We start from the raw sequence: 26,928 nt of genomic DNA, 5'->3' as shown, positions 1-26,928 counted from the left end.
CTGGTTCACGAGCAGTTTGGTGACGGCATCATCAGCGCGATCAACTTCAAGATGGACATCAAGAAAGTCGAAGACCCCGAAGGTGGTTCCCGCGCTGTGATTACGCTGGACGGCAAGTTCTTGCCTTACCGGCCTTTCTGAGCGGTCCCGAATTCGGGCGCCGAATGTCAAACAGACAGGAGGCGCAACGAAGCCAGCGGCGACGTCGCACCTGCACAGGCGCGCAATGCATCGAGGCTTCTGTTTTTACGAAGTCTCGAGCGCTTGTTCACCTGTGAGCCGTTGACGATCATTTGATTAACTAACTCAGCATTTCAAAAAACGAAATGCTCTGTTCCGGTTTCTAAGTGTTCTACTCGCGCACATAACAAACGAGCATGTGAATCAGATGCGTTTGTCATGTTGACCGACCAGCGATACGGCGCGAATCATCACCCGTGCCTACCTGAAATCTGATCCGCGAAGCCCGTCGTGGAATGTTGCGAATCTCGTCGTGTGCCGGGATCGGATCCGCGTGCCCACCAGGCAGTTAAATGAGTAGGTTATTTATAGAATGGATCGTTTCTATGAGATGCAAATATTCATAGCCGTTGCAGAAGAAGATGGCTTTGCCGCTGCGGCACGTCGGCTCAATATATCGCCGCCTACGGTCACGCGCGCGGTGGCATCCATAGAGGAGCGCATTGGAACTCAGCTGTTGTCGCGCTCCACCCGCAGCATGCATCTGAGTGAGGCGGGGTTGCGGTATCTGGAGGATTGCCGACGGATCCTGTCTGAACTTGAAGAAGCTGAAGAAGCAGCGGCGGGGAGCTACTCCGTTCCTTGCGGCAATCTCACCATTACCGCGCCGGTCATTTTCGGAGAGATGTTCGTGGCTCCGACGCTGGTCGAATACATGGACCGTTTTCCAGCCGTGACCCTGAACGCCATGCTGGTCGACCGTGTTGTGAATATGCCCGACGAAGGTGTCGATGTCGGTATCCGGATCGGACATCTGCACGATCCCGGGCAAGTTTCAGTCAAGGTGGGTGAAGTGAGTCTTGTGGTATGCGCCTCACCGCAGTACCTGGACAGGGTAGGCCGCCCTGGTCATCCGAATGATCTTGCGGGGTACAACCTGGTGAGCTCCTCCGCCAGTCATCTGCTACGCGACTGGCAATTCGTCCATCACGAAAAACAACTGAGTTTCAGCCCGTCTCCCCAGTTAATCGTCACGGACAATAAAGCAGCGATCAATGTCGCCTGTCTGGGTTGGGGAATTACGCGTGTACTCTCCTATCAGGTTGATAACTTCATCAAAGCGCATAAGCTCGAGGTCGTTCTTGGCGATTTCCAGCCTGCACCGCTTCCCATTCATATCGTCTACCAGAAAAGTGCCAGGGTACCCGCTAAAACCCTCACATTCGTAAGTTTCTTGGCAGATCGCCTGTTGAGCACCCCTTCATTGCAGTTGTGACGACAAGGGAGAAACAATGGATCGCTATCACGAGATGGTGATATTCCGAGGACTGCATGGATGTCGCAGCCTTTCCATGTCCTCGAACCGGACAGGCGTTGCCGTGACGACCATTGTGCGGGCCATCGGCCGCCTGGAAAGCAGGCTGAAGGTACAGCTCATTGTTCGCACGACTCAGGGTATCCGGCTGACCGAGCAAGGCGAAAAGTTTATGACCGACGCCATACGGATTCTGGATGATGTTCAGCGGTTCGAGTCTTCAGCGCGCGGCGCCCAGAGTATTGTCAAAGGCAGGCTGACGGTTATTGTTCCGGCGTTGTTCAGCAGCTATGTGTATCCGGAGATCATCAGCGAGTACTCAAGACTGCATCCCGAAGTCACCGTTTTCACCCGGTTCACCGATCAATATCCCGCCGTCCTCGATAATGGGGCCGACATCGCTTTACATGTCGGCAGCCTGCCTAGTAGCGCACTCATTGCCAGGCAAGTCGGCCATGTCAAATCACATATCTGCGGCAGTCCGGCCTACTTGCAGGATCGTGGCGCCCCGCGTGTGCCTTCGGAACTTAGAAAGCACCGCTTGATTGCCACGCACGGTTACCGAGAGGATATTCGCTGGGACTTCCAATCAGCGGGGCAGCCAATCAGTTTCAAGGCCAGCTCGCAACTCAGGTGCGCCACCATGCAAGCTGCCATCAATGCATCCTGCCAAGGTGCAGGTCTGCTGAGTTGCCCAAGCTTTGCGTTGTTCAACTATCTGGAGAGTGGGAGGTTGTGCCGTACGCTCAGTGAATTCGAAGTCCCTGCAGCCCCGCTGCATCTCGTTTACCGAGAAGGCCGTCATGCTTCACTACGGGTTCGAAGCTTTGTGGATTTCTCCGTCGCTGCCCTGCGAACGCACCCTGCGTTACAACCAGTTACAAACTAATGCAGTGTCTAATACAAGAACAACCGCCGTAACTAGCGTCTGCTCAACGGCCCGCTACGCTACCCGATCAAGTGCAAATCAATGATCGTTTCACAAACAGGAATGGTCGGTTTCGGTTTCTGAACATTCCTTGCCCCGTTCCAACAGTGGAAGATGACCGCACATCCAAACCCGTACTACAACAAAGAAAGGTGCCGTCATGTCGAACCCAATCAAGTTGTATCGCCACGCGTTGTCCGGACATGCGCATAGAGTTGAGTTAATGCTCTCGCTCTTGGGCCGTCCAGTTGAGATCATTGATGTGGACCTGGCCAAAAGCGCGCAAAAGTCTCCTGAGTTTCTCGCAATGAACCCCTTCGGCCAGGTCCCGGTCATCGATGACAACGGCGCGGTGCTGGCGGACTCTAACGCCATATTGGTGTACTTGGCTCGTCAGTATGGCGACGCCCATTGGCTGCCGACGGATGCCGTTCAGTTGGCGCAAATCGTTCGATGGCTATCCGTTGCAGCCGGCCAGATCAACAACGGGCCCGCCAGAGCACGTCTGATCACCGTTTTTGGCGCGGGTTACGATGCCAAGGAAGCGATCGCCAAATCCCACGAGCTCTTTAAGGTGTTCGAGAAAGAACTGTCCCAGCGCGACTTCCTGGTGGGCGATTTGCCCACGGTCGCAGATGTCGCCGGCTATACCTACATCTCCCATGCGCCAGAAGGCAATGTTTCCCTCGACGATTACCCTTCAGTGCGGTCGTGGCTAGCCCGCATTGAAGCAATGCCGGGGTTTGTGCCTATGCGCCGTACCGCGGTAGGCCTGCAGCAGGCTTGAATCCACTGCATGAACAAATTTCTCCCGGCTGTACAGGTGAGTTGGCTCCTCGGGGATTCGTATCGGGCTATGCGCAGCATGGCGAGGTTCGGATGGAGACAGCTCAGGCGCACCGGCCCGGGTGCGCCTTTGTTTATCACTCTTCTGTCAAGGTGACTGTGATGTCCAACGAAGAAAAACGCCTTCCCCTTCCGCCGTTTACGCGTGAGTCCGCCATCCAGAAAGTGCGTCTGGCCGAAGATGGATGGAACACTCGAGATGCAGCGAAGGTTGCGCTGGCGTACACACTCGACACCAAATGGCGAAACCGATCCGAATTTGCAACCAATCGTGCAGAAGCTGAGGCGTTCTTGACGCGTAAGTGGATCAAGGAGCTCGACTATCGATTGATCAAAGAACTGTGGGCCTTCACTGACAACCGCATCGCTGTCCGCTATGCATACGAGTGGCACGATGATTCGGGGAACTGGTTCCGCTCGTACGGGAACGAGAATTGGGAGTTCGCCGAAAACGGTTTGATGGCTCACCGTTTTGCGTGCATCAACGACTTACCCATCAAAGAATCAGAGCGCTTGTTTCGTTGGCCGCTGGGTCGCCGTCCGGATGACCATCCCGGCCTCTCGGAGCTGGGCCTTTGAGACGACAGACTTGGGCGGGGAAGGTTGTTGATAGGGACATCGTTTTGAATCAGGTCAGCTGTCAGCACTGACCTCTGACAGTGAAGAGAGTCCGCTCGCGGACTCTCTTTTTTGGGCTGCGCTCATCGCGCAGTGCCGGGTTTCCAGGTTTTCAGCCACAGAGCGTTGCCCACGACGCAGACACTCGACAGCGCCATCGCGGCGCCAGCGATTACTGGGCTCAGCAGCCCTGACGCCGCGAGTGGGATGCCGATCGCGTTGAAAATGAATGCCCAAAAAAGGTTCTGGCGAATCTTGAAATAGGTCTTGCGGCTGATTTCAAGGGCTGCCGGGATGAGCATGATGTCGCCACGCATCAACGTAATACTGGCGGTATGCATGGCGACATCGGTGCCGCTACCCATGGCGATTCCAAGGTCGGCTGCTGCCAGCGCGGGTGCATCATTTACACCGTCACCCACCATCGCGACGACCCGTGACTTCTTGAGCTTTCTGACCGTGTCGGACTTGTCCGCAGGCAGTGCTCCTGCACGGAAATCGGCAATTCCCAAAGCATCGGCGACGAGTTTTGCGCTGCCCACATTGTCACCCGTCAACAGGTGGCACTCGATGTTGCGCTCCTGCAATTTACGGATCGCAACAGCGGCACCGGCCTTGATTTGATCGGTGAAGGCGAACAGTGCCAATACCTTGGGCCTGTCACCTGCATCCACTAACCAGGATAGCGTATGCCCATCGGACTCGAGTACCTGCGCCTGCTTGATGACGTAGGCCGGAATATTCATGCCCGGGCTCAGGAGGCGACGACTTCCGAATTTCAAACGGCGGTTACCCACCGAACCCTCAATACCTTTACCGGGCAGGATGCGGCTCGTCGCTAGCGGCGCTAGTCCAACAGCCCGCGCGCGGCAAGCCTCAACCACGGCTCGTGCCAACGGATGCTCGCTGCCTGCCTGCAAAGCGCCAGCGAGTGCCAGGACTTCTTGTTCGTCACCGTTGACCGCAATGACAGACGCTATTCTCGGCCGGCCTGTGGTCAGAGTGCCTGTCTTGTCGAGCACAACCGCGTTGATGTTATGCGCACGCTCAACGGCTTCGGCGTCCTTGATGAGAATGCCATAACGAGCTGCGACTCCGGTGCCCGCCATTATCGCCGTGGGGGTCGCAAGCCCCAGGGCGCAAGGGCAGGCGATTACGAGTACCGCAACTGAGTTGATCAGCGCCGTTTCCCATGATGCCCCAAGGCTCAGCCAAACGATCAGTGTGATGAGCGCGAGCACGAGCACTAGCGGGACGAACACCGCGCTCACTTTGTCCACGAGCCGCTGAATCGGCGCTTTTGCCCCCTGGGCATCTTCGACCAGTCGAATGATCTTCGCCAGGACCGATTCTGCCCCGATCGCGGTGGTACGAATGAGCAGCCGGCCATTACCGTTAATCGCACCGCCTGTGACCTTTGCACCGAAGGGTTTAAATACGGGCATGCTTTCGCCGGTGATCAGTGATTCGTCTACATGGCTTTCACCGTCAGTGACTTCCCCATCGACCGGGATTCGCTCACCGGGCAACACCGAGACGACGTCGCCCAGACGCAGAGCGCTGATAGCGACATCGCATTCAACGCCGTCGATCACCTGAGTCGCACGTTCGGGTCGTAGGGCTTCGAGCGCGCGGATGGCACCTGCCGTCTGGCGCTTTGCCCGATTTTCAAGGTACTTGCCAACCAGTATCAGTGCGATGACCACCGCAGAGGCCTCAAAGTACAAATGTGGCATGCCACCCTCTGGTGTTCTCGCCCATTGGTACAGGCTAAGACCGTAGCTGGCCGTGGTCCCCACGGCGATCAACAGATCCATGTTGCCGCTGCGCGCTTTTAAGGCTTTCCAGGCCGCAACGTAAAAGCGCGCGCCTATCAGAAACTGCACCGGAGTAGCCAACGAAGCCTGGACCCAGGGGCTGAGCATCCAGTGAATGCCGAAAGGTTCGAGCAGCATTGGTAGTAACAGTGGAAAGGCGAGGGCAATGGCGAACCCCATGGCGGTGCGTTCCGAATTGCCTCTGATACGCGCCCGGTAGTCGCTGGTCTGGCGATCGGTAATTTCCCGTGCTGTATAACCCGCATCATTTACTGCCTGGATCAACACCTCAGGGTCGGGTAGACCGACCATCTCTACCAGTGCCCGCTCGCTGGCAAAATTCACGTTAACACTGCGCACACCCGAGACCTTGGCAAGCGCTCGCTCGACTCGACCTGAACAGGACGCACAGGTCATGCCCTCGATCGCCAGTTCCAAGCGTTCATTCACCACGCTGTAGCCTGCCTTGTCCACCGCATGGATGAGGGCAGGCATGCTGTCGGCTCTCGCCTCTACGTGAGCTTGTTCTGTCGCAAAATTGACGATGGCCTTGCTTACACCTGGAACAGCGCGCAGGGTGCGCTCAATTCGTCCGGCGCAGCTCGCGCAAGTCATCCCGGTGATGGGTAAGTTAAAGTGAGTCGTAATCGGTGGCATATGGTCGCTCCGTTTCTGACAGATTTTTCTTATGTGTCATCTGAAACCGGTGTTCGACGCCGGGCTGGGCTAAGTCACAGATCAATCACCAAAGGAGGACTGCCCGGTGCGGGCACCGAGCAGCACAGCAAAACTTCTCCATTAGGGACCGGATCCAGCGGTGGGATCAGATAGTTCACAACTCCCGCGCCAAGACCGGTTTTACAGGTTCCGCAGGTACCTGATCGGCAGTTGAACTCAGGGCTCAAGCCTCGAGCTTCGGCCAGCTCCAGCAATGTCCCGCTTTGCGGTTCCCAGCGAGCCTCTTTGGCGGACTTCGCGAACATGACCTTCACCGGCACGGTAGAAGATGTCGGTTGCAGATTCTGCGGTAACGGGGCCCCGGTATCTCGTATCAGTGTCGACACACCGAACGCTTCTGCGTGGATACGATCATCGGGAATGCGGATTGCCCTAAGCCCGTCGTAGAGCCCTTGAGTAAAACTGGCGGGGCCGCACACATAAAAGTCATAGTCGTCGAGTGGCAACAGGCCCTTAAGGGTTTGGACTGTGATTCTTTCTGCGTGGTCGTAGTCGACACCTGCGACTGTTCCTGATTCTGGCTGACTAACATAGCGCAGCAGGTTGACCTTCTTCCCACCACGCTCCATCAGGGATACCAACTCCCGGCCAAACGCCAGGTCCGCAACCGTGCGCGCACCTTGCAGCACCCATGTGGGCCTCATGCGACCTATCCGCTGCCCTTGGTAAATCACCTCTCTGAACATCGCCAGCATCGGGGTGATACCTACGCCGGCGCCTATCAATACCAGCGGGCGCCTTAGGGAAGGCTCCACGGTAAACAGACCCCGAGGACTGCGGGCCTCAAGTCTGTCGCCAAGTTGGATGCGCTGATGCAGATGGGAGGAAAACACACCTTGGCGCTTGACGCTGATCCGCAGAAAATCATCAGAAGGGGCACTGGAGATGCTGTAATTTCTGATCATCGGTTGATCATGGCTGCTTTCTTGCGGCAGGCGAACGGGCAGGTGCTGGCCTGCCTGATAGGGGAGGAGGCCGCCACCGTCGACTGGCTGAAGATGGAAGGATCTGATCTCGGCGCTCTCGTCTTCGATACGAACCACCTCGAACACGCGCCAGCGATCTTGCCAGGCCAGAGCCTGCAGCCGTTGAGCAGCCTCCTGCCAATCGCCCGTCATGAGCGAGCTGGAAGACTCTGCGTCTGGGCCAGTTGTCCACCGAAGCCCCAATGCTTTCTCACGGTACACCATGCGCTGCGGCGTAAAGCGCCACAAACGCTCGGCTCCCTGAAAAGCCGCGATTTCAGGGCTGTCCAGCAAAACCTCGGTATCGCCTGTCATCTGCAGCACATCACCCTTCTCGAAATCCACGAATATCAATCCGGCTTTCGGATTGAGCATCAGGTTGCCCAAGGTGTTGAAAAACAGGTTGCCGTTGAAGTCAGGGATCAAAAGGGTACCGTCATCATCCTGCCTCACGAATCCGGGCTTGCCGCCTCGGTGCGACGCATCCACTTCTGTCACGCCATCTCGAATGGCATAGGAGGCCACGAAGAACGAATCGGCGCGCGCAATCATCTGCCGGGACCGGTCATCGAGCCCATGGAGTTCAGTGTCAGGACCGGCAGGCTCGTCCACGAAATGAAACTGGCGCAGCTTGATGTAACGCGGACAGTTGCCATATGCCTGGGATACAGCGATCTGAAAACCGCTGTCGCCGGCACAGCGTATAATGCCGTTCATTCGGTTGCGTCGACGTGTGTGCAGTTCGATGCCCAGTAACCCGATGGCGCTGCCATCAGCAATACCCGCCTGAGCAGGGTCGGCGGGTTGCGCAGGGAGCGAAAGGGTCAGGATATTGGGACGGGGCGAATCCATGAAGCCGGGTTGGCCTGTACGCAGCGTCGCCCAAGGCTGGCCATCGCCGTCTACCGTGCCAAGTACCACGAAGGGCAATTGGGCATAAAAATCACGATGTTGATCAGGCATCCAGTCGCGGGCCATTTGTCGCTCACCCGGGCCCACCATCAAAGCTACCGCGTCAACCGAACGCTGTAGTTGCAGCTCACCATCGTGCCAGGGCGATCGTTTATCAGATTCACTTCCTTCATTCATGAAGATCTCCCCGGGTGACTTGTCGAGTGGTTCATTCACCTGAATTGCGGGTTGCAGAGCCCATCATGATGGTCCGATTTTGTTTTCCTCATTGGAAGACTCGCACACGACAATCAAGCATTTCAGGTTATGAAATGATTGAGGGCTGATGCAGGTGTTGGCAGGCATCAGGCATAGGCCGGACTTATAGAAAGCATTGGATCTGCGTCTTGGACGTGGCGTAACGCGCCGAGCACGATACCGCCTCCATCCGTACATCAGGCTGAACCTCCAGGGAGCAAAGAGCATGGATTTTACGGCGCTTGTCGAATGGCTTAATTCCCACGCGTACGAACTGGACTCAGGGTCGATAGATTCAGGCCAGGTGCTGTCGCGACTGGCCAGTGCCGACGTTCTCAGAATAGGCGTGAGCCGTGTTTGGGGTGGGCACGGTAAAACCCTTGCCGATGCCGTCGAAGCATTGTCGATGGTAGCTGCCCACTCCATGGAAGCCGCCCTAGTCTTATGGGGACAGCGCGCGCTCATCGAATATCTGGTTCATACATCTAACGGATCGTTGCGCGAGAAGCTTCTGCCTTCATTACTGGACGGCAAGTTAGCCGGCACGGTTGGGTTCTCAAATGCAGTCCGATTTCTGTCAGGCCAAGGCCCTCTGGCAATGCGGAGCAAGCTGATAAGGGGAGGGTGGAGGTTGAACGGTGACCTGCGAGCCGTCACTCATCTGCGGCCCCGCAACTTTGTAATCGCCACTGCGGTGGACAGCGATGAGGGAGGCAACGCGTTCGTCGTTGCGGTGCCTTGTTCTTGCGCTGGTTTGCGACATTCAGACGACCTGTCTCTCGCAGAAACGCAGCTCGGACATCTGGCTTCACTTAACTTCAACGACGTGAAAGTGGGCAGTGAGTGGATAGTACATGAGGATGCGCAACGCTTTCTTCGCTCGGTACGCCCCGGGCTGCTTGGTTTGCAGTGCGGGTTCTCCATGGGACTCGCTCAGAGAGCTCTGCTGGAGGTCGAGCGTCTTCAACAGAATCGGCCCGTGCTGCTGGACGCGCTGATGTTCCAGCGTCAACGGCTCGGACAAGACGCTTGTGAACTCAAGAGCGGGCTGCTTGATGGCCGATTCCGAACTGACCCTTTTCCCTTGTTCAAACTGAAGATTGCATTGACGCAAAGTGCGACGGACGCGCTTGAGCTGGAACGTCAGGCGTTGCAGGCCGTTAGCGGGGAAGGGGAGCAGAGTGGTTTTTTGCGCCGCTGGCGAGAGTCGAACTTCGTGGCGACGATCATACCCAGTCTTGCTCAGTTGAGCAGTCAGCTGTCCAACGACGCCACGCCAGAGGGTAGCGCTATGTCGGGCTACCGCCAAGCTAATGCTGGTGAACAATCATTGGCTGAATAACCAGCGCCAAACACTCATGCAGCCCCGCATAAATTCACCCTATGAAATTTTCTATTGTCAGGATCGTAGCTTTTTGCCGGAAACGATTGCGTCGATGATTCAGTCCCGCCGGATTTGCCTGTCGCCGGGTACGTCCCGCCAATCATTGATGCGTCGTTCATGAGCTACGAATATGTCTTCTCTTGCCAAGGGCTATCTGGATGTACTTCTTGCCTCGGTGCTTCTCATCTGCCAAGCACATGCTTCGTCAGTAGATTCGGATTCCGCACAGCTGACTTATCGCGACGTCGTCGTGGACGGGGTGAAGATTGCATATCGCGAGATCGGTGATCGGAATGCGCCGACGGTGTTGTTGCTGCATGGCGTACCTATTTCTTCGCGCATGTATGACGCCTTAATGCGTCGGCTGGGTGATCGCTTTCATTTGATCGCGCCGGACTACCCAGGATTCGACAATAGCGACGCGCCTGCCCCCGGTCAGTTCAGCTACACGTTCGATCATTACGCCCAACTGATACAGCAATTTATCGATGTCGTAGGGGTGAAGCAGTACACCTTGTTCATGCAGGATTACGGCGCCCCGGTTGGCATACGTCTGGCCATCAGCAGACCGCAAGCTGTAACCGCGATGATCTTCCAGAATGGCAACGTGTACACCCAAGGCTTGGGCAAGATGTGGGAAACCCGAAAGGCGTACTGGGAAAATCGTTCGGCAAATGAGGGCAAGATCCAGGCAGCGCATCTCTCGGTGGAGTTGACCCGCGCGCGCCATATCGGGACTGATCCGAACGTCAGTGCCTATGATCCGGACCTGTGGCAGGACGAAGTAGCATTTCTCAACCGTCCTGGGCAGGCTGCCATTCAGATGGAGCTGATCTATGACTATCGCACCAACATAGCAGCTTACCCGGCTTGGCAGGCGTGGTTGCGCAGCCATGCGCCTCGTACTTTGGGGCTGTGGGGCAAGTACGATCGAAGGAAACTCGTTTCATGGGTGTTCTAGGCTCTGTAGCTTCATCGATAGCGGGCAGGTCGAGGATTTTGTCAGCGTGATGTTTGCTATCGGCCGAAGGCGGCGGTCGTAACCGGAAGGGTTCTTGCATGATTGCCGGTGAGGCGCAGTACAACTCTGATACGAGACGCAGCAAGAATCTGGAGAAAGCAGTGGAGAACGTCACGACTGATAAAGACATAGAAGCCTCACCGGCGTTCTGGCGATCTCAAGAGATGCTTTTGCTCCAGCAGGTCACCGGTTTGATGGGCAAAGACCTCACTTCCGATACGGTGCTCAACGAGATGCTGCATCTGCTGTCCGAACTGTTGGGTTTGAATCGCGGCCGTATCGTGCTGTTCGATGAGGCGGCAGAGCAGGCCCGTATCCGCTATGCCTACGGGCTGACCCGGGAGGAAATCAAACGTGGCGTGTACGGGCTGGATGAGGGCATTACCGGTCGGGTCCTGGCCCGTGGGCAATTGATCATTGTTCAGGACATCGACAAGGAACCCTCATTTCTGGGGCGGGTCGTTGAACGGGTCAAGCTGCCGCCGGGACCGGTGTCGTATATCGCCTTGCCGATCATGATCGGGCAGAAAGTCATCGGGGTGCTCGCGACGCACCGAATCCGCATGCGGGCCCGGCCGTTGACTGACGACATCAGCATCCTGCGGATTCTGGCGACCATGGTCGGCCAGATCCTGCACCTGCGCACCTACATCAAAGAGAAGACCGAAGCGCTGGAGATACGCAATCAGCAACTGGTGCGAGCCTTGGAAACCCGCACCAGTCGATATGGCATCGTCGGCAGCTCGCCACAATTGCTCCAGGCGATTTCGGAGTTGGAAAGGGTGTCTAATTCCACTGCCAGTGTTCTGTTACTGGGAGAGTCAGGCACCGGCAAGGAGCTGTTTGCACGGGCGCTGCACCTGGCCAGTCCCAGGCAAGACAAACCGTTCATCAAGATCAACTGCGCCGCGATTCCCGACACGCTCTTTGAGTCCGAACTGTTCGGCTATGAACGTGGCGCATTCACGGGCGCCAACACCGCCCGTGAAGGTTGGTTCGAGCAGGCCGATGGTGGAACGATTTTCCTTGATGAAATCGGTGAGCTGCCGCTGTCGATGCAGACCAAGCTGCTGCGCACGTTGCAGGAGGGCACCATTACCCGGCTGGGTGGCAAGCGCGAGATCAAGGTGGATGTCAGGCTGGTAGCGGCCACCAACCGTGATCTGGCCGTGGAGGTCAGCCAGGGCGTGTTCCGCCAGGATCTGTATTACCGACTCAACGTGATCCCGATTCACCTGCCGACCCTGGCCAGTCGCCGTGAGGACATTCCCGCGCTGGCGTTGCAGTTCCTCAACCGGATCAATCAGGCCAATCAGCGAAACGTCAGCTTTGACGCCACTGCGATTGAGCGTCTGCAAGCGCACAGTTGGCCAGGCAACATTCGGGAAATGTCCAACCTGATCGAGCGGCTGGTGCTTTTGGCTGAAAAGCCGGTATTGAGCGCGCGGGACATCGAATATTTCCTGCCGGCACTCGGGGCGAAAACCTCACCCGTCGCCGCTGCGCGAAGTGCACCCGCGACCGATTTCAATCACGACCTTGTGCGCCCCTACGTGGCGGTCAGCTCTCATTCCGCAGATGAGCTGGTACACGCTGTCGAGCGCTGCGGGGGCAACAAGTCGCGTGCGGCGCAGATGCTGGGAATGACGGCTCGGCAATTCAACTACCGCTGGAAGAAGCTGCAAACCTAGCGGGCGGGTGAGGCTTACACATTGTCGACATTGTTTACATTGTCGACAATTTGAAGGTCGTTCAGGTGAGGCGCTTGCAAGGAGTAAAGCCTGGTAAAGCGCCCATCGTCCCTTTCAACCTACTGATTTATATAGCGAATAAAAATTTGCTATCCGGCTCATAGAATCTGGCACAGCTGTTGCGATAGTCCATTGGCGAACGGGCGCTGCACATCATGCAGCCAGCCCATTGCTCAGCCCAATGGAGATCAGACATGTCCGCAACAACTGCTCAAGTCGCCACCACTTACCTGAAACCCATCGATCAGGCCGGCCTGGAAGCGTTTGCCGAAAAGGGCCGCAATAACCCACAAACCCGCGGAACCAACAAGGTCCATACCGTAGGGCAAGGCGTGTTTCGTACGCTGAGCTACGTGGGCGATCACACGCCGGTGGTGGTTGACGAGCCACTGCACCTGTTCGGTGAGAACACCGCGCCGGCGCCGGGCGAAGTCATTCTGTCAGGCCTGGGCGGCTGCATCGCCGTGGGCGTCACCGCCGTAGCCACCTGGATGAACGTCAAGCTCAGCAAGCTGGAAGTGTTCCTCGAAGGCGACATCGGTAACCCGGCCGCGTGGGGCGCTGGCGGTGCCGAGAAACAGCCGCTGGAGATGGGCTTTCAAGACATCCGCGTCAAGGTGCTGGTGGAAGGCGACGCCTCCCGTGAAACCCTGGACGAGATCGTTCGTCTGGCCAACTACGCCTCGCCGATGGCCAACACCCTGCGCAACCCGATCCCGTTCAGCATCAGCCTGGCCGATTGAACCGGCAGCGCTGAGCCCAGCACGCCGCATACGCAAACACTGACGGGAGGGATTGCCATGAACAACATCGCACGCGCACTCGAACCGGCGGAACGCACCGCAGACTGGGGCGATGACACCCAGGTGCTCGCAGAGGTCCGCCGCATCGCCACGGGGCCATTGGCCGAATCGGTCCAGCGGATCGATGAAGGTCATTATCCGCTGGACATCATGGCTTCCCTCGCGCAGGCCGGTGCCTTTGCTGCGCACCTGACGCAGCAGGGCCAGCGTTTCGATGTAGCAGTGGGCAGCATGCACGAAGCCAGCCGCATTTGTGGTTCGACCGGCTTTTTGATGTGGTGCCATGACGTCTGCGGCCTGTACATGGACCAGTCCGACAACACCGCGTTGCTGTCGCGACTGGCGCTGCACACCCAAGGCCAGACGTTCGGCGGCACGGCCTTGTCCAACCCGATGAAGGCGCTGGCCGGCATCGAAACGCTGATCTTGCGCGCGCGCAAGGTGCCCGGTGGCTATCGGGTCAATGGCGCATTGCCGTGGGTCAGCCATATCAACCGTGGTCAGTACTGCGGCGCTATCGCCGGGGTGGAGCGTGATGACGGCTCCATCTCCCACGAAATCATGTTCATGCTCGATCTCGACGAGCGTGTCGAACTCAAGACCTGTCCGGAGTTTTCCGGCATGGAAGGCACCAGCACCTGGGGTGTGCGTCTGGTCGATTATTTTGTCCCGCAAGATGCCCTGATCGCCGATCCGGCGCGGCCATTTGTTCAGCGCATTCGCGGCGCCTTCATCCTGTTGCAGTCAGGCATGGCCAGCGGCGTTGCCCAAGGCAGTATCGATTCGATCCGTGAGGTCGAGCCGACGCTGGGCCATGTCAACCAGTTCCTGCACAACGGCGCCGACGAGTTGCAATTTGAACTCGATGATCTCAATGCGCGGGTGCTCAGGCTGTGCCGCACCCCGTATGAAACCAGCAAGGACTTCCTGCTGGATGTGCTGGACGCCCGGGTGCAGGGTGCCGAGCTTGCCCTCAAGGCGTCGCAGTCGGCATTGCTGCATCAGGGCGCGCGGGGCTATCGCATGAGTGCCGCGCCGCAACGGCGCATCCGTGAAGCGCACTTCGTCGCCATCGTGACCCCGGCGATCAAGCACCTGCGCTGGGAAATGGCCCGCCTGATGAAAGAGGAGATGCCGGCATGAGTGCCCTGACCAAACCCTGGCTGCAATTCATCTGCCGCGCCTGCGGCGTGATCTACGACGAAGCACTGGGTGACCCGGACAGTGGTCTGCCGCCGGGTACGCGCTTCGAAGACATTCCGGACGACTGGGAATGCCCGTTGTGTGGAGTGACCAAGAGCGACTTTGAGCTGTTCGTCAAACGTGAAGTGGAAGCGGTCAGCCAGATGCCGATGTTTCAGCAGGGCACCGGAATTGTCGTGGTCGGTGCCGGTCTGGCTGGCTGGGCGGCTGTCGAGGCCATTCGCGAACTGGACCGTAGCGTGCCGATTACCCTGGTCAGCGCCTGTAACGGCAACCGCTATCACAAGCCCGAATTGTCGCTGGCGTTGAGCCGGGGCCAGACCGCGCAGTCGCTGATTCGCGAAACCGCGCAGGATGCCGCGCAACGTCTGGGGGTACGGCTGTACAGCGAAACTTCGGTGGTAGGGCTGACACCTGCACTGCATCAACTGCGTACCACCCGCGGCACCCTGAGCTATACCAAGCTGGTGCTGGCGCATGGCGCGCGCCCGGCGCTGCCTGCGGCCTTGCCGCCGGCCTTGTGCTGGCGCGTCAACAACCTGCACGAATGGTCCGGCTTGCAGGCGCGCCTGAGCAAAAGAGCGCAGCGCATTGCAATCATCGGCGCGGGCATGGTGGGTTGCGAGCTGGCCGAAGACTTTGCCCGGTCAGGGCACAGCGTCACGCTGATTGACCGTAACCCATTGCCATTGGCAGGACTGCTGCCCGATCTGGCGGCCGAATTGCTGCTGAGCCATCAATCCCGACAGGGCATCGAGTTCATCGGCTCGGTTCAGGTCGCGCAGATCAGCGGTTGGGCAGATGGCAGCAAAACCCTGAGCACCGAGTGCAATCGCCATTTCGAGTTCGATCAGGTAGTGGCCGCCACCGGTCTGATGACTGAGAGCCGTCTGGCGCGCAACGCGGGCCTGGCGTTCGACCGGGGCATTCAGGTGGATCCACAGACGCTGGTCACCAGTGACGCCGACATCTACGCGCTGGGCGACTGCATCAGTCTGGCCGGGATGCCATGCCGTTTTGTCGAACCGATTGCCTTGCAGGCCCAGGTCATCGCCCATGGCCTGCTGGGGCGGGAACATGCCGGTTATGCCCATGCGCAACCGGTGATCCGCCTAAAAACCCGGTCTTTACCTATCGTGCTGCGTGGCCTGCCATCCATGGCCGGCACCTGGCGGATTGTCGAACAGGGCGAAGGGCACCTGCGCATGGAACAGGATCTGGACGGCCACATGGCGTCCAGCTTGCAAGTTGGCCAGGCAGCCGCCTGAACATCATTTACCAGAAGGACTGCGGGCATGAGCGACGAGAACTTTTACCGACCGTACAGCAGTGACGCGCCCTTGTCGGGGTGCAGCTGCGGCCAGCATGCCAGCCAGTCAGTCCACGACAGCGAGGCGGAGCGCGCACGAATGGCTCGGGGGCAAAACCCCGAAAGCCTGTCCCGTGATTTTGTCGAGGCAGCAGCCGTCCGTGCCCTGTTTCCCCATGACGTCACGCGCCGGCGCTTTCTCAAGGCGGTGGGTGCAGGCGCGGCCATGGCGGCGATCAACAGCTTGTTGCCGATACAGGCCATGCAGGCGATGGCCGAAGACAAGAGCGGCGCGCTGGAGAAGAAAAATCTCAAGATTGGCTTCATCCCCATCAACTGCGCCACGACGCTGATCATGGCTGACCCCCTGGGCCTGTATAAGGCCCAGGGGCTGAACGTGACCTTGCAGAAGACCGCCGGCTGGGCGCTGGTGCGCGACAACATGCTCAACGGTGAGCTGGACGCCTCGCACTTTCTTGCGCCCATGCCGCTGACCATTTCGCTTGGCCTGGGCTCCAACGCTCAACCCATGCGCGTCGCCAGCATCCAGAACACCAATGGCCAGGCCATCACCCTGGCGCTCAAGCACAAGGACAATCGCGATCCGCGCAACTGGAAGGGCTTCAAGTTCGCCATTCCGTTCGAGTTCTCGATGCACAACTTCCTGTTGCGTTACTACCTGGCCGAGCACGGTCTGGACCCCGACCGCGATGTGCAACTGCGGGTCACGCCGCCTGCCGAAATGATCGCCAACCTGCGCGCCGGCAACATCGACGGGTTTCTCGGTCCGGACCCGTTCAACCAGCGTGCGGTGTATGACGAGATCGGTTTTATCCATGTCCTCTCCAAGGACATCTGGGACGGCCATCCCTGCTGTTCGTTCGGCACTTCGCAGAAGTTCATCGAGGAGAACCCCAACACCTTTGCCGCGCTGTACAGGGCGATTCTCAACGCCGCTGCGCTGGCCCGTGATCCGGCCAACCGGACAATGATCGCGCAAACCATCTCCACACCGAACTACCTGAACCAGCCGGAAATCGTCATTCGCCAGGGATTGACCGGCCGTTTCGCCGATGGCCTGGGCGTGGTGCAGGACCACCCACGTCGCTCGGACTTTGACCCGATGCCCTGGTACTCCATGGCAACCTGGATGCTCACCCAGCTCAAGCGCTGGGGCTACATCAAGGGCGATGTGGATTTCAACGGCATCGCCGAGCAGGTGTTTCTGATGACAGACGCCCGCAGGCAAATGCGTGAACTGGCGATGAGCGAAGCCAGTGTTGAACCGCTGTCGGGCTACAAGGCGTTTTCGGTCATGGGTCGGCCATTCGATCCGACCCAACCCAAGGCCTATCTGGATGGCTTTGCCATCAAGCGCACGTAAGAGGAGCAGGCGATGAAAACACTGAGATTCAGGGCGGCCCTGCTGTCGCTGGCCATGCTTGCGGCGTTGCTGCTGGTGTGGCAGTTGGCGACTTTGCCGACAGCAAGAACCGCGAAGGCGGCGATGGACGAAGAGTACGCCATGCTGATGGGCAAAAGCCTCAGCAGCGAGCAACGCAAGGCCAATGGTTTTCCGACGCCAGCGGAGTTCTCGACCCTGGCGCTCAAACAACTGAGCGACCCGTTCTACGACCGTGGCCCCAATGAAAAAGGCATTGGTATTCAGTTGGCGCATTCACTGGGACGGGTTGCCATCGGCTACTTGATCGCCTTGCTGGTGGCGATTCCGCTGGGCTTTGCCATCGGCATGTCGCCGCTGCTGTACCGAGCCCTCGATCCGTTCATTCAGGTGCTCAAGCCGATCTCGCCGCTGGCCTGGATGCCGATCGCGCTCTACACGATCAAGGATTCGTCGGTGTCGGCCATTTTCGTGATCTTCATCTGCTCGGTATGGCCGATGCTGATCAACACCGCCTTCGGCGTCGCTGCGGTACGCAAGGACTGGCTCAACGTCGCCCGCACCCTGGAGGTCAGCCCGTTGCGCAAGGCGTTCATGGTGGTATTGCCGGCCGCGGCGCCGACCATCATTACCGGTATGCGCATTTCCATGGGCATCGCCTGGCTTGTGATTGTCGCCGCCGAGATGCTGATTGGTGGCACCGGCATCGGCTACTTCGTCTGGAACGAATGGAACAACCTGTCGCTGTCCAACGTGATCTTCGCCGTGCTCATGATCGGCGTGATGGGCATGTTGCTGGATCTGCTCTTTGCCACCCTGCAAAAAAAGGTGACTTATGCTGAATGAAAACTCCGGGCGCACGCCTGCGTTCATCAAGGTCGAAGGGCTGACCAAGCGCTACGGTGCCGCTTCTGCGCCGGTTTTCGAAGACATCAGTTTTTCCATCCAGCGCGGCGAGTTCGTGTGCGTGATCGGCCACTCCGGTTGCGGCAAAAGCACCATCCTCAACATCCTCGCCGGGCTGGACGAGGCCAGCAGCGGGACGGTGGTGATGGGCGGCCGTGAGGTGTCCGGGCCGAGCCTGGATCGCGGTGTGGTGTTTCAGAACCACGCACTGCTGCCGTGGATGACGGTGGATCAGAACATTGCCTTTGCCGTGCGCTCGCGCCACCCGGAGTGGTCGAAAGCGCAGGTGGCGGAACACGGTACGCGCTTTCTGGAGATGGTCGGCCTGAAAGGGGCCGGGCAGAAGAAGCCCAGCCAATTGTCTGGCGGCATGAAGCAGCGTGTCGGCATTGCCCGCGCCTTTTCGGTGGAGCCGCAAATGCTGTTGCTCGACGAGCCGTTCGGCGCACTGGATGCCCTGACCCGTGGGGTGATTCAGGACGAGCTGCTGAGCATTTGCGCCGCCACCCAGCAGACTGTGTATATGATCACCCACGATGTCGACGAGGCGATTTTGCTGGCCGACAAGATCATGTTGATGAGCAACGGCCCCCATGCGCGCATCGCCGAAATCGTCATCAACACGCTGCCTCGCGACCGCTCGCGGGAAACCATTCACCACGACCCGCAGTTCTACCGTATCCGCAACCACTTGGTGGACTTTCTGGTGCGCCGCTCCAAAACCATTCAGGAGCAGAACGCGCAAGCTGCCGCGCCCGCCGAGCCCCTGATCGTCTATCCCGGCCTCACCGATGACGGTCCACCTTCGGGGCCGGATGGCCCGTCCAGTTCCAAGCTGCGCATCGTTGCCTGAACCCTGTTTGACAATCCCGCTGCATGACTGATGAGAGAGGTTTCCATGATTTCCAATCGCGACCAAGTGACCCAGATGATTCTCGCCGCCAAAGTCAGCAAAGGCTTGAAATGGCGTGACGTGGCGGAGCGTATCGGCCTGTCCAAGGAGTGGACCACCGCCGGCTGCCTGGGCCAGATGACCTTCGACAAGGCTCAGGCCGAGACCCTGGGTACGCTGTTCGAACTGTCGGATGAGGCCGTGGCGTGGCTGCAAGTGACACCGTACAAGGGCTCGCTGCCGACGTCGGTGCCAACCGACCCGCTGATCTATCGCTGGTACGAATTGGTGAATGTCTACGGCACCACCATCAAGGAACTGATCCATGAGGAGTTCGGCGACGGCATCATGAGTGCGATCGATTTCTCCATGGACATTCAGCGCCAGCCGGACCCCAAGGGCGATCGGGTCAATGTCGTGTTGTCCGGCAAGTTCCTGCCCTACAAAAGCTACTGATCCCGCAGTGCACCGGCCGCACCTGGGTGTGGCCATTCCATGATGGCAAGAGGAGGGCGGCATGCTCATCGACGACAATATTCTGGTCGAGGCCTTTCTGGATGATGCCAGTTCCACCTTCAGCTACCTGCTGGTGGACCGCTTGACCCTGAGCGGCGCGATCATTGATAGCGTGCTGAACTTCGATTCCAAATCAGGCCATACCCATACCCAATCGGCTGACGCGATCGTTGCTCGCGTGCGGGAACTTGGCGTGCGGGTGCGGTGGATTCTGGAAACCCATGTGCATGCCGATCACCTGTCCGCCGCCCCTTATTTGAAAGACAGACTGGGCGGCCAAATCGCGATCGGCAGCCACATCACCGACGTTCAGCGGGCATTTGGTACGTTGTTCAATGAGGGCGATCAGTTCAAGCGTGACGGCAGCCAGTTCGATGCCTTGTTCGAGGATGGCGACCATTTTCTCATCGGCAGCCTCAACGCGCAGGCGTTGCACACGCCCGGCCATACGCCGGCCTGCATCACCTATGTGATCAGCGCGGGCGACCTTACGCTGGCATTCGTCGGCGACACCCTGTTCATGCCGGATTACGGTACCGCCCGCTGTGACTTCCCCGGCGGTGACGCCAGAACCCTGTTTCGCTCCATCAGAAGAATCCTGGCGTTGCCCGCCGCCACACTGATTTTCATATGCCACGACTACCGCCCGAACGGTCGGCCGATTGAATACCTGACGACGGTCGACGCCCAACGCAAGCACAACATCCATGTGCATGACGGCCTCGGGGAGGATGACTTCGTGGCCATGCGCGAAGCCCGCGATGCCACCCTGGCCATGCCCGCGCTGATCCTGCCGTCGGTGCAGGTGAACATGCGCAGCGGACACTTGCCGGAAGCCGAGGCCAACGGCGTGCGGTATCTGAAAATTCCGATTAATGCCCTGTGAGTTCAATCATGTTCGACCATGCGATGCTAAGCGTGCTGTTGGGCGGGGCTATCGGTGCGATCCTCGCCCTGACCGGCGCCGGAGGAGGGATTCTCGCCGTGCCGGTTCTGGTCTTCGGTCTGGACTTGTCACTGCCCCAAGCGGCACCGGTTGGATTGCTGGCCGTAGGACTCTCGGCAGGCGTGGGCGCGGTACTCGGTCTGCGGCAAGGGATCGTTCGCTATCGTGCCGCAGGCATGGTCTCGATGATTGGAATCGTCGTGGCTCCGCTAGGGCTCTACATCGCTCATCGTGTGCCTAATCAACCACTGGCGCTGGGGTTTTCGATGGTCCTGATTTATGCGTGCCTGCGGATGCTGCACAACGCCAATCGGGACCTGCGGCATGGAGAAGCACCACCGCGCCTGACTTCAATGCCTTGCGTGCTCAATCCGGCCTGCGGGCGCTTGCGCTGGACACTGCCCTGCGCACGCGCGCTGGCACTGACCGGAATGCTTTCGGGTTTGCTGTCCGGACTGCTGGGGGTGGGCGGTGGCTTTGTCGTCGTTCCGGCGCTGAGCCGCTGTACCAACTTGGAAATGAAGAGCATCACCGCGACGTCGTTGGCAGCCATCGCCGTTGTGTCAATGGGGAGCGTGACCACCGCGGCAATGACAGGGTCACTGTATTGGCCGGCGGCGCTGCCCTTTGCGGCGGGGGCTGTGCTTGGGTTACTGGCTGGGCGTTTGTTCGCCGGTCAGTTGGCCGGGCCACGCTTACAACAAGCCTTCTCGGTGACGGGGATGATTGCGGCCATCATGCTCGCCGGGCATGCTCTTTGTTCTTAAGTACGGGCGAAAGTCTTGTGTAGCGGAAGGAGCCTCAGTATCCGGCCTGGACTTGCATCCCCTGGTTCGAGTCGGCTGTGATGATCACGAACCCGTGTCCTAAATTTGCCACTCGGTTCAAGTGTATTGCCAGCGCTGCGACGAGCATTGGGGCTCTATCTTCGGGGCAGATGTAGAGCGGCTGCTTCTGGCCGAAAGCGACGGGATGGCTACCCCGTCGCCATTGCCTGCTCACACTTCAGTCTGCTCCGCCATTTCAAGCGCGTCGTCCACTTCGATGCAAAGGTATCTGACAGTGCTTTCCAGCTTGGTGTGACCGAGAAGTATCTGTACTGCTCTGATGTTTTTCGTCCTCCGATAGATCAATGAAGCCTTCGTCCGACGCATCGTATGAGTGCCATATGGGACTGGGTCGACGCCGATGGAGGCTACCCAAGCTTTCACTATGCGTGAGTATTGGCGTGTGGATAGATGTTCGGAAGTTCTTAGCCGACTTGGGAACAGAAAATCCCCATTTCGAAGTCGAGCCTCTTGCACCCATTCCTCCACGGCGAGTCGCGTTTGAGCAGTGATCTCGAACTGTACGGGCCGTTTTGTTTTTTGCTGCATCACCATTGCCCTGGCTACAACTTGATTTCCGTGCGCGACATCACGAACGCGTAGCTTTGTCAGGTCGCATGCACGAAGCTTGCTGTCGATTGCCAAATCGAAAAGTGCTAGATCCCTCACGTTTTGCGCTAGCTCAAGCCTGATCCTGATGCCCCAGATATCCCGCAAGCGGAGCGGTGCTTTTTGACCGACCAGTTTGCCTTTATTCCAAGGCTGATATGAGGAAGACGCAGTGTTTCCGCGAGGGGCATCAAGGCAATGCGGAAATCATCCAGGGCCTGATGGCCAAGGATCCGCATCTCAAGTCGCTGCTCGACACCTTGCAGAAGGTCAGTGGTACCCGGGCTGAGGTGATCCTGGAATTGCGTGACGAAATCAAGGAGCAGATCGAAACCGCCGCCGCCAATGGCACCCTGGACGATGAGCAACTGAAGCGGCTGGCCACCGACCGCAATAACTTGCGCATGAGCAGCATCGCCGTGTTCAAGGCGACCAACAAGGAGGACTCCTTCGTGCTGCCCACCCCTTGGGTGAATTACAGCAGCAGTAGCTCGTTGAGTGTTGAGCGTCTGCAAGGCGAGGTGAATTTCGAGTACGGCAAGGATCAGCTCGAACCCAAGTCCTTCAAGCTCAAAGGCGAACGCGCGCGCAGCGCTGACACGTCGGCCAGGGTCATGGCCGAGAAGGGTGAGAACTGGACACCGACATGAGGGACCAGGCCGGGGCGTGAGCGATCACTCACGCCTCGACGGGTCATGAACCTGACGGAAGGTACACAGACGAGTCTCAAGTTGCGACACAGTGGGCAGATAACCTGTATGTCACTTTTATGTCTGCAACAACGTTCAAGGACCGAACTCCATGACCTCGTCTCGACACGACCGTCAAGCCTTTTCCGATCACCCGCGCTTCTTCGGCGGGGTTGCGTTCATTCCGGTCGTTCCCGCCGTGGCGTGGATCCTCGCGCAGTCCACGTCCCTCGCCAATTGGATCGCGTCTGCCGCTTTGATCGCCATCGGCCTGATCGCCTGTGCCTTGAGCGCATCTAGGCACAAAGCCGTGCTCCAGTCGATGGAACAGGCGCGACAGGCTCAGGCCGGTTCGCATGCGCAGCACGGTGGTTCGGCCTCGCGCAGCCAGTTGGATGAGGTGTTGCTTGGCGCGATGCCCATCTGGTCTCGGCAGGTAGAAAGCTCGCGCCAGCAGACCGAAGAAGCGATCGTCAGCCTGACCAGCCGGTTCACCGGCATCGCCGAGCGCCTGCAGGACACCGTTCAGGCTTCGCAGCAAGCCGCCGGTGAGCTGGACGGGCAAGGCTCCGAAGGGGCGCTCAAGGTGCTCGCCACCAGCGACACCGAACTGAGCCAGGTGATCGATTCCCTCAAAGCCAGCCAGACCAGCCGTGACCAGACCCTGGCCCAGGTCCGCGGGCTGACAGCCTATACGGGCGAGCTGCGGACGATGGCCGCCGATGTCGCTGCCATTGCCGCGCAAACCAACCTGCTGGCCCTGAACGCGGCCATCGAAGCGGCGCGCGCGGGCGAGGCCGGTCGAGGGTTCGCGGTCGTCGCCGATGCGGTGCGCAGCCTGTCGAGCAAGTCCAGCGAGACCGGCCAGCAGATGTCCGCCAAGGTCGACATCATCAATACCGCGATCACGCAATTGGTCCACGCCGCTTCCAGCAGCGCCGACCAGGACAGCCACTCAGTGGCCTCGTCCGAGAAAAGCATCCAATCGGTGCTCGAACGCTTTCAGACCATCACCGCCAGCCTGGCTGAATCCGCCGATCTGCTCAAACAGGAGAGCTACGGCATTCGCGATGAAATGACCGAGGTGCTGGTCAACCTTCAATTCCAGGACCGGGTCAGCCAGATCCTCAGCCACGTGCGCGACAACATGCACGCGCTGCACGAGCATCTGGTGCAGGCCAGTCAGTCGCCCGATCAGGCCGTGGCCATCGATGCGCGCCAGTGGCTCGCCCGAATGGAGGCCACCTACGCCACCGACGAACAGCGACGCACTCACCACGGTGAGGCCGCGACGCAATCCAGTACTCAAGACATCACCTTCTTTTAGGAACACACCATGGCGAAGAATGTATTAGTGGTCGACGACTCCAGCAGCGTTCGGCAAGTGGTCGGTATTGCCTTGAAAAGCGCGGGTTACGACGTGATCGAGGCCTGTGATGGTCGGGATGCCCTGAGCAAACTCACCGGTCAGAAGGTGCACCTGATCATCAGCGACGTGAACATGCCGAACATGGACGGCATTACCTTCGTCAAGGAAGTCAAGAAGCTGGCCAGCTACAAGTTCACGCCCATCATTATGTTGACCACCGAGTCGCAGGAGTCGAAGAAGGCCGAAGGCCAGGCGGCCGGCGCCAAAGCCTGGGTCGTCAAGCCGTTTCAGCCGGCGCAGATGCTGGCGGCGGTCTCCAAACTCATTCTGCCCTAACACGTTGCGCCAGGGAGGCAGCCATGCCGATCACTCACGAATTGGTCGATGACACGATCCAGGTGGCCATCGAAGGCGAGTTGACGATCTACACCGTCGCCGAACTCGCCGAAGCGCTCTTGCGCCACGTTGGCTCGGCCCCGAGCCTGGCGCTGGACCTGTCTCAGGTCACGGAAATCGATGGCGCCGGTGTGCAGTGGCTGGCCGTGATCCACCGTGAAAGCGTCCACGAGGGCACGGCGCTCCGCCTGACCGGGCAAAGCCAGGCAGTCGTTCAGGCGCTGCAACTGTGTGGCCGTGCTGCGCTGTAGCAGCTTGACCACCGACCAGAGACAGACAAAGGAAGTCCAGGTGAGCATCAATCTCGATCAGGCACTGCAGACGTTCATCGTCGAAGCACGCGAACAGTTGCAAGTCATGGAGCAATCCCTGCTGCAATTGGAAAGCGAGCCGGGCGATCAGGACAGCATCGGCGCGATTTTCCGCGCCGCACACACCATCAAGGGCTCCGCCGGCCTGTTCGGGCTGGAACCTGTGGTCAGTTTCACGCATATCGTCGAGGACGTGCTCGACCGCTTGCGCGATGGCAGCGTCGAGGTGGACGACACGCTGATCGCCGTACTGCTCAGGTCCTGCGATCACATGCTGGAGTTGATCGATACCGTCGCCGCCAAAGGTGAGGCGCTCAGCCCCGCAGCCCTTGAGCTCGAGGGGGCGCTGCGGCAGGCGCTGCTTGCCTACCAGGCCACCCACGAGGCCGTTCGAGAGGTTCTGGCCGTTGCGGCTGAGCCGAGCAGCGAAGCGCGGCTGTGGCACCTGTCGTTACGCTTCGGGGTGGACGTTTTCCGCAACGGCATGGACCCGTTGTCGTTCCTGCGCTACCTGGGCACCCTGGGGGAGATGATTCAAGTAACGACCCTGACCGATACCTTGCCCGCGCTGGAAAGCTGGGACCCGGAAAGCTGCTACCTGGGCTTCGAGATCGATCTGCGGTCGGCAGCCAGCCACGCCAGCCTCAATGAAGTTTTCGACTTCGTGAGGGACGACTGTGAGGTCAGCATCGTGGCCATCGAGGACGCTTTGGCCGATACCGTCTGCGCCGACCACCCACTGATTGGACCGGTCGAGGAAAGTCCCTCCGCAGCGCTCGCGCAACGCTCGCCGGCCAACCGCGACGCGAGCAGCCGAGATGGCAATTTCGTGCGGGTCAATGCCGACACGCTGGACCAACTGATCAACCTGGTCGGTGAACTGGTCATTGCCAGTGCCGGCGCCAACCTGCTGGCGCGGTCGTGTCATCACGCCCCGTTGCAAGAGGCGACGTCGACGGTGTCGACCCTCGTCGAAGAAATACTCGACGGTGCCCTGCACCTGCGCATGATCCCGATCGGCGACACCTTCAACCGTTTCCGGCGCGTGGTGCGCGATGTCAGCCAGGAATTGGGCAAGGACATCGAGCTGAGCATCAGCGGAGCGGAAACCGAACTGGACAAGACGGTCGTCGAAAAGATCGGCGACCCGTTGATGCATCTGCTGCGCAACGCCATGGACCACGGCATCGAAAGTGCTGATGCACGGCGTGCTGCGGGCAAGTCGAGCAAAGGCCACCTCAGCCTCAACGCCTACCATGACTCTGGCAGCATCGTCATCGAAATCGCCGATGACGGCGCAGGTCTCAACCGCGACCGCATCCTGGAAAAAGCCCAGGCGCGAGGGTTGGTGGCCAGCGGTGCAGTGCTCACCGATCAAGAGATCTACAACCTGATTTTCGAGCCGGGGTTTTCCACGGCCGAAGCCGTGACCAACCTGTCTGGCCGCGGCGTCGGCATGGACGTGGTCAAGCGCAACATCACCCTGTTGCGCGGCAACGTCGAGCTCGACAGCCAACCGGGCCAAGGCACGCTGGTGCGCATCCGGCTGCCGCTGACGCTGGCGATCATCAATGGCTTTTTGGTCGGTATCGACCGCTCGACCTACGTCATTCCGCTGGACATGGTCCAGGAATGCATTGAACTGGATGAACACCAGCGTGAATCCGGCCGCCAGCAGGGTTATCTGGACTTGCGTGGCGAAGTGTTGCCGCTGGTGGACCTGCGCGCTCATTTCAGCCACGAAGGCCCTCCGGCCCGTCGCCAGAACGTGGTGGTGGTGCGCTATGCCGAGCACAAAGCCGGGCTGGTCGTCGATGACCTGCTGGGTGAATTCCAGACCGTGATCAAACCACTCGGCAAGCTGTTCGGTGCACTGCGCGGCATCAGCGGCTCGACCATATTGGGCAGCGGAGCGGTAGCGCTGATCCTCGATGTACCCGCGCTGCTCAATCAAATCGTACAACTTGAAGCCCGCACCAGCCCGTCGCCTTTACCGGTGTCGGTCGTTGCCCGCTGACGTGTTTGCAAGACAAGGAGA

General features: G+C 59.1%; 23 protein-coding genes and 3 pseudogenes. 23 read left to right on the top strand and 3 right to left on the bottom strand.

Annotated features, from left to right (window positions below; genetic code table 11):
- The 5 genes and pseudogenes from ACI2KB_RS22445 to ACI2KB_RS22425 all read left to right on the top strand — a co-directional run.
- Positions 1 to 141: pseudogene (locus ACI2KB_RS22445) on the top strand (cyanate hydratase); the annotation flags it as partial.
- 412 nt (positions 142 to 553) lie between these two features.
- Positions 554 to 1,456, top strand: a complete 903-nt coding sequence (locus ACI2KB_RS22440) for a LysR family transcriptional regulator (protein WP_404638052.1) — start codon at positions 554 to 556, stop codon at positions 1,454 to 1,456.
- Positions 1,457 to 1,472: 16 nt separating this feature from the next.
- On the top strand, positions 1,473 to 2,384 hold the full coding sequence (locus ACI2KB_RS22435; RefSeq protein WP_404638050.1) for a LysR substrate-binding domain-containing protein: 912 nt from the start codon (positions 1,473 to 1,475) through the stop codon (positions 2,382 to 2,384).
- 199 nt (positions 2,385 to 2,583) lie between these two features.
- Positions 2,584 to 3,210: a glutathione S-transferase family protein gene (locus ACI2KB_RS22430; protein WP_404638048.1), complete on the top strand. Its 627-nt coding sequence runs from the start codon at positions 2,584 to 2,586 to the stop codon at positions 3,208 to 3,210.
- A gap of 161 nt (positions 3,211 to 3,371) precedes the next feature.
- Positions 3,372 to 3,848, top strand: a complete 477-nt coding sequence (locus ACI2KB_RS22425; protein WP_404638046.1) for a DUF1348 family protein — start codon at positions 3,372 to 3,374, stop codon at positions 3,846 to 3,848.
- Positions 3,849 to 3,970: 122 nt separating this feature from the next.
- Here ACI2KB_RS22425 and ACI2KB_RS22420 read toward each other — a convergent pair whose 3' ends face one another.
- Together ACI2KB_RS22420 and ACI2KB_RS22415 are read right to left on the bottom strand one after the other, a co-directional pair.
- Positions 3,971 to 6,361, bottom strand: a complete 2,391-nt coding sequence (locus ACI2KB_RS22420) for a heavy metal translocating P-type ATPase (RefSeq protein WP_404638044.1) — start codon at positions 6,359 to 6,361, stop codon at positions 3,971 to 3,973.
- 74 nt (positions 6,362 to 6,435) lie between these two features.
- Positions 6,436 to 8,496 carry a pyridoxamine 5'-phosphate oxidase family protein gene (locus ACI2KB_RS22415; protein WP_404638042.1) on the bottom strand — a complete coding sequence of 687 codons (2,061 nt, stop codon included), beginning with the start codon at positions 8,494 to 8,496 and terminating at the stop codon, positions 6,436 to 6,438.
- A 286-nt stretch (positions 8,497 to 8,782) separates the two neighbouring features.
- Here ACI2KB_RS22415 and ACI2KB_RS22410 point away from each other — a divergent pair, with 286 nt between their 5' ends.
- The 12 genes from ACI2KB_RS22410 (at position 8,783) to ACI2KB_RS22355 (ending at position 21,456) form a co-directional block, all read left to right on the top strand.
- Entirely contained in the window at positions 8,783 to 9,898 is a 1,116-nt protein-coding gene (locus ACI2KB_RS22410) for an acyl-CoA dehydrogenase (RefSeq protein WP_404638040.1), read from the top strand.
- A gap of 172 nt (positions 9,899 to 10,070) precedes the next feature.
- Positions 10,071 to 10,901 carry an alpha/beta hydrolase gene (locus ACI2KB_RS22405; protein ID WP_404638038.1) on the top strand — a complete coding sequence of 277 codons (831 nt, stop codon included), beginning with the start codon at positions 10,071 to 10,073 and terminating at the stop codon, positions 10,899 to 10,901.
- 98 nt (positions 10,902 to 10,999) lie between these two features.
- Positions 11,000 to 12,652, top strand: coding sequence for a sigma-54 interaction domain-containing protein (locus ACI2KB_RS22400; RefSeq protein WP_404638036.1), 1,653 nt, complete (start codon positions 11,000 to 11,002; stop codon positions 12,650 to 12,652).
- A 254-nt stretch (positions 12,653 to 12,906) separates the two neighbouring features.
- The gene (locus ACI2KB_RS22395) at positions 12,907 to 13,455 is read left to right on the top strand and encodes an OsmC family protein (RefSeq protein WP_404638034.1); all 549 of its coding nucleotides are present in this window, start codon (positions 12,907 to 12,909) and stop codon (positions 13,453 to 13,455) included.
- 57 nt (positions 13,456 to 13,512) lie between these two features.
- On the top strand, positions 13,513 to 14,658 hold the full coding sequence (locus ACI2KB_RS22390) for an acyl-CoA dehydrogenase (RefSeq protein WP_404638032.1): 1,146 nt from the start codon (positions 13,513 to 13,515) through the stop codon (positions 14,656 to 14,658).
- Positions 14,655 to 15,986: an FAD-dependent oxidoreductase gene (locus ACI2KB_RS22385; RefSeq protein ID WP_404638030.1), complete on the top strand. Its 1,332-nt coding sequence runs from the start codon at positions 14,655 to 14,657 to the stop codon at positions 15,984 to 15,986. The genes ACI2KB_RS22390 and ACI2KB_RS22385 overlap by 4 nt, the downstream gene beginning before the upstream one ends.
- Positions 15,987 to 16,013: 27 nt before the next feature.
- Positions 16,014 to 17,411 carry a CmpA/NrtA family ABC transporter substrate-binding protein gene (locus ACI2KB_RS22380; protein WP_404638028.1) on the top strand — a complete coding sequence of 466 codons (1,398 nt, stop codon included), beginning with the start codon at positions 16,014 to 16,016 and terminating at the stop codon, positions 17,409 to 17,411.
- Between the two features lie 12 nt (positions 17,412 to 17,423).
- Entirely contained in the window at positions 17,424 to 18,275 is an 852-nt protein-coding gene (ntrB, locus tag ACI2KB_RS22375) for a nitrate ABC transporter permease (RefSeq protein WP_404638026.1), read from the top strand.
- A complete protein-coding gene (locus ACI2KB_RS22370) occupies positions 18,265 to 19,188 on the top strand; it encodes an ABC transporter ATP-binding protein (RefSeq protein WP_404638024.1) in 924 nt (307 codons plus the stop codon). The genes ntrB and ACI2KB_RS22370 overlap by 11 nt, the downstream gene beginning before the upstream one ends.
- 45 nt (positions 19,189 to 19,233) lie before the next feature.
- Entirely contained in the window at positions 19,234 to 19,683 is a 450-nt protein-coding gene (gene cynS, locus ACI2KB_RS22365) for a cyanase (RefSeq protein ID WP_404638022.1), read from the top strand.
- A 61-nt stretch (positions 19,684 to 19,744) separates the two neighbouring features.
- On the top strand, positions 19,745 to 20,629 hold the full coding sequence (locus ACI2KB_RS22360; protein ID WP_404638020.1) for an MBL fold metallo-hydrolase: 885 nt from the start codon (positions 19,745 to 19,747) through the stop codon (positions 20,627 to 20,629).
- An 8-nt stretch (positions 20,630 to 20,637) separates the two neighbouring features.
- Positions 20,638 to 21,456, top strand: coding sequence for a sulfite exporter TauE/SafE family protein (locus ACI2KB_RS22355; RefSeq protein ID WP_404638018.1), 819 nt, complete (start codon positions 20,638 to 20,640; stop codon positions 21,454 to 21,456).
- Positions 21,457 to 21,687: 231 nt separating this feature from the next.
- Here ACI2KB_RS22355 and ACI2KB_RS22350 read toward each other — a convergent pair whose 3' ends face one another.
- On the bottom strand, positions 21,688 to 22,260 hold the full coding sequence (locus ACI2KB_RS22350) for a tyrosine-type recombinase/integrase (RefSeq protein WP_404638074.1): 573 nt from the start codon (positions 22,258 to 22,260) through the stop codon (positions 21,688 to 21,690).
- A 23-nt stretch (positions 22,261 to 22,283) separates the two neighbouring features.
- Between ACI2KB_RS22350 and ACI2KB_RS22345 the strand changes: the two genes are divergently transcribed.
- The 6 genes and pseudogenes from ACI2KB_RS22345 to ACI2KB_RS22320 form a co-directional block, all read left to right on the top strand.
- Positions 22,284 to 22,775, top strand: coding sequence for an AvrE-family type 3 secretion system effector (locus tag ACI2KB_RS22345; protein ID WP_404638016.1), 492 nt, complete (start codon positions 22,284 to 22,286; stop codon positions 22,773 to 22,775).
- A gap of 151 nt (positions 22,776 to 22,926) precedes the next feature.
- Positions 22,927 to 24,141 carry a methyl-accepting chemotaxis protein gene (locus tag ACI2KB_RS22340; protein WP_404638014.1) on the top strand — a complete coding sequence of 405 codons (1,215 nt, stop codon included), beginning with the start codon at positions 22,927 to 22,929 and terminating at the stop codon, positions 24,139 to 24,141.
- 9 nt (positions 24,142 to 24,150) lie between these two features.
- On the top strand, positions 24,151 to 24,519 hold the full coding sequence (locus ACI2KB_RS22335; RefSeq protein ID WP_108238895.1) for a response regulator: 369 nt from the start codon (positions 24,151 to 24,153) through the stop codon (positions 24,517 to 24,519).
- 23 nt (positions 24,520 to 24,542) lie between these two features.
- Positions 24,543 to 24,830 carry a lipid asymmetry maintenance protein MlaB gene (locus ACI2KB_RS22330; RefSeq protein WP_404638011.1) on the top strand — a complete coding sequence of 96 codons (288 nt, stop codon included), beginning with the start codon at positions 24,543 to 24,545 and terminating at the stop codon, positions 24,828 to 24,830.
- A 40-nt stretch (positions 24,831 to 24,870) separates the two neighbouring features.
- Positions 24,871 to 25,582, top strand: a pseudogene (locus tag ACI2KB_RS22325) (Hpt domain-containing protein); the annotation flags it as partial.
- 125 nt (positions 25,583 to 25,707) lie between these two features.
- Positions 25,708 to 26,907: pseudogene (locus ACI2KB_RS22320) on the top strand (chemotaxis protein CheA); the annotation flags it as partial.
- Between the last annotated feature and the right edge of the window lie 21 nt (positions 26,908 to 26,928).

It is taken from the genome of Pseudomonas sp. NPDC088444, assembly GCF_044900175.1.
Classification (GTDB): Bacteria; Pseudomonadota; Gammaproteobacteria; order Pseudomonadales; family Pseudomonadaceae; genus Aquipseudomonas.
This window is presented reverse-complemented; position numbering and strand designations above follow the sequence as displayed.

What these genes read in the sequence shown, in the direction of transcription:
- ACI2KB_RS22440 (WP_404638052.1), top strand. Translation starts at nt 554, where the DNA reads ATGGATCGTTTCTATGAGATGCAAATATTCATAGCCGTTGCAGAAGAA.
- ACI2KB_RS22435 (WP_404638050.1), top strand. Translation starts at nt 1,473, where the DNA reads ATGGATCGCTATCACGAGATGGTGATATTCCGAGGACTGCATGGATGT.
- ACI2KB_RS22430 (WP_404638048.1), top strand. Translation starts at nt 2,584, where the DNA reads ATGTCGAACCCAATCAAGTTGTATCGCCACGCGTTGTCCGGACATGCG.
- ACI2KB_RS22425 (WP_404638046.1), top strand. Translation starts at nt 3,372, where the DNA reads ATGTCCAACGAAGAAAAACGCCTTCCCCTTCCGCCGTTTACGCGTGAG.
- ACI2KB_RS22420 (WP_404638044.1), bottom strand. Translation starts at nt 6,361, where the DNA reads ATGCCACCGATTACGACTCACTTTAACTTACCCATCACCGGGATGACT.
- ACI2KB_RS22415 (WP_404638042.1), bottom strand. Translation starts at nt 8,496, where the DNA reads ATGAATGAAGGAAGTGAATCTGATAAACGATCGCCCTGGCACGATGGT.
- ACI2KB_RS22410 (WP_404638040.1), top strand. Translation starts at nt 8,783, where the DNA reads ATGGATTTTACGGCGCTTGTCGAATGGCTTAATTCCCACGCGTACGAA.
- ACI2KB_RS22405 (WP_404638038.1), top strand. Translation starts at nt 10,071, where the DNA reads ATGTCTTCTCTTGCCAAGGGCTATCTGGATGTACTTCTTGCCTCGGTG.
- ACI2KB_RS22400 (WP_404638036.1), top strand. Translation starts at nt 11,000, where the DNA reads ATGATTGCCGGTGAGGCGCAGTACAACTCTGATACGAGACGCAGCAAG.
- ACI2KB_RS22395 (WP_404638034.1), top strand. Translation starts at nt 12,907, where the DNA reads ATGTCCGCAACAACTGCTCAAGTCGCCACCACTTACCTGAAACCCATC.
- ACI2KB_RS22390 (WP_404638032.1), top strand. Translation starts at nt 13,513, where the DNA reads ATGAACAACATCGCACGCGCACTCGAACCGGCGGAACGCACCGCAGAC.
- ACI2KB_RS22385 (WP_404638030.1), top strand. Translation starts at nt 14,655, where the DNA reads ATGAGTGCCCTGACCAAACCCTGGCTGCAATTCATCTGCCGCGCCTGC.
- ACI2KB_RS22380 (WP_404638028.1), top strand. Translation starts at nt 16,014, where the DNA reads ATGAGCGACGAGAACTTTTACCGACCGTACAGCAGTGACGCGCCCTTG.
- ntrB (WP_404638026.1), top strand. Translation starts at nt 17,424, where the DNA reads ATGAAAACACTGAGATTCAGGGCGGCCCTGCTGTCGCTGGCCATGCTT.
- ACI2KB_RS22370 (WP_404638024.1), top strand. Translation starts at nt 18,265, where the DNA reads ATGCTGAATGAAAACTCCGGGCGCACGCCTGCGTTCATCAAGGTCGAA.
- cynS (WP_404638022.1), top strand. Translation starts at nt 19,234, where the DNA reads ATGATTTCCAATCGCGACCAAGTGACCCAGATGATTCTCGCCGCCAAA.
- ACI2KB_RS22360 (WP_404638020.1), top strand. Translation starts at nt 19,745, where the DNA reads ATGCTCATCGACGACAATATTCTGGTCGAGGCCTTTCTGGATGATGCC.
- ACI2KB_RS22355 (WP_404638018.1), top strand. Translation starts at nt 20,638, where the DNA reads ATGTTCGACCATGCGATGCTAAGCGTGCTGTTGGGCGGGGCTATCGGT.
- ACI2KB_RS22345 (WP_404638016.1), top strand. Translation starts at nt 22,284, where the DNA reads ATGAGGAAGACGCAGTGTTTCCGCGAGGGGCATCAAGGCAATGCGGAA.
- ACI2KB_RS22340 (WP_404638014.1), top strand. Translation starts at nt 22,927, where the DNA reads ATGACCTCGTCTCGACACGACCGTCAAGCCTTTTCCGATCACCCGCGC.
- ACI2KB_RS22335 (WP_108238895.1), top strand. Translation starts at nt 24,151, where the DNA reads ATGGCGAAGAATGTATTAGTGGTCGACGACTCCAGCAGCGTTCGGCAA.
- ACI2KB_RS22330 (WP_404638011.1), top strand. Translation starts at nt 24,543, where the DNA reads ATGCCGATCACTCACGAATTGGTCGATGACACGATCCAGGTGGCCATC.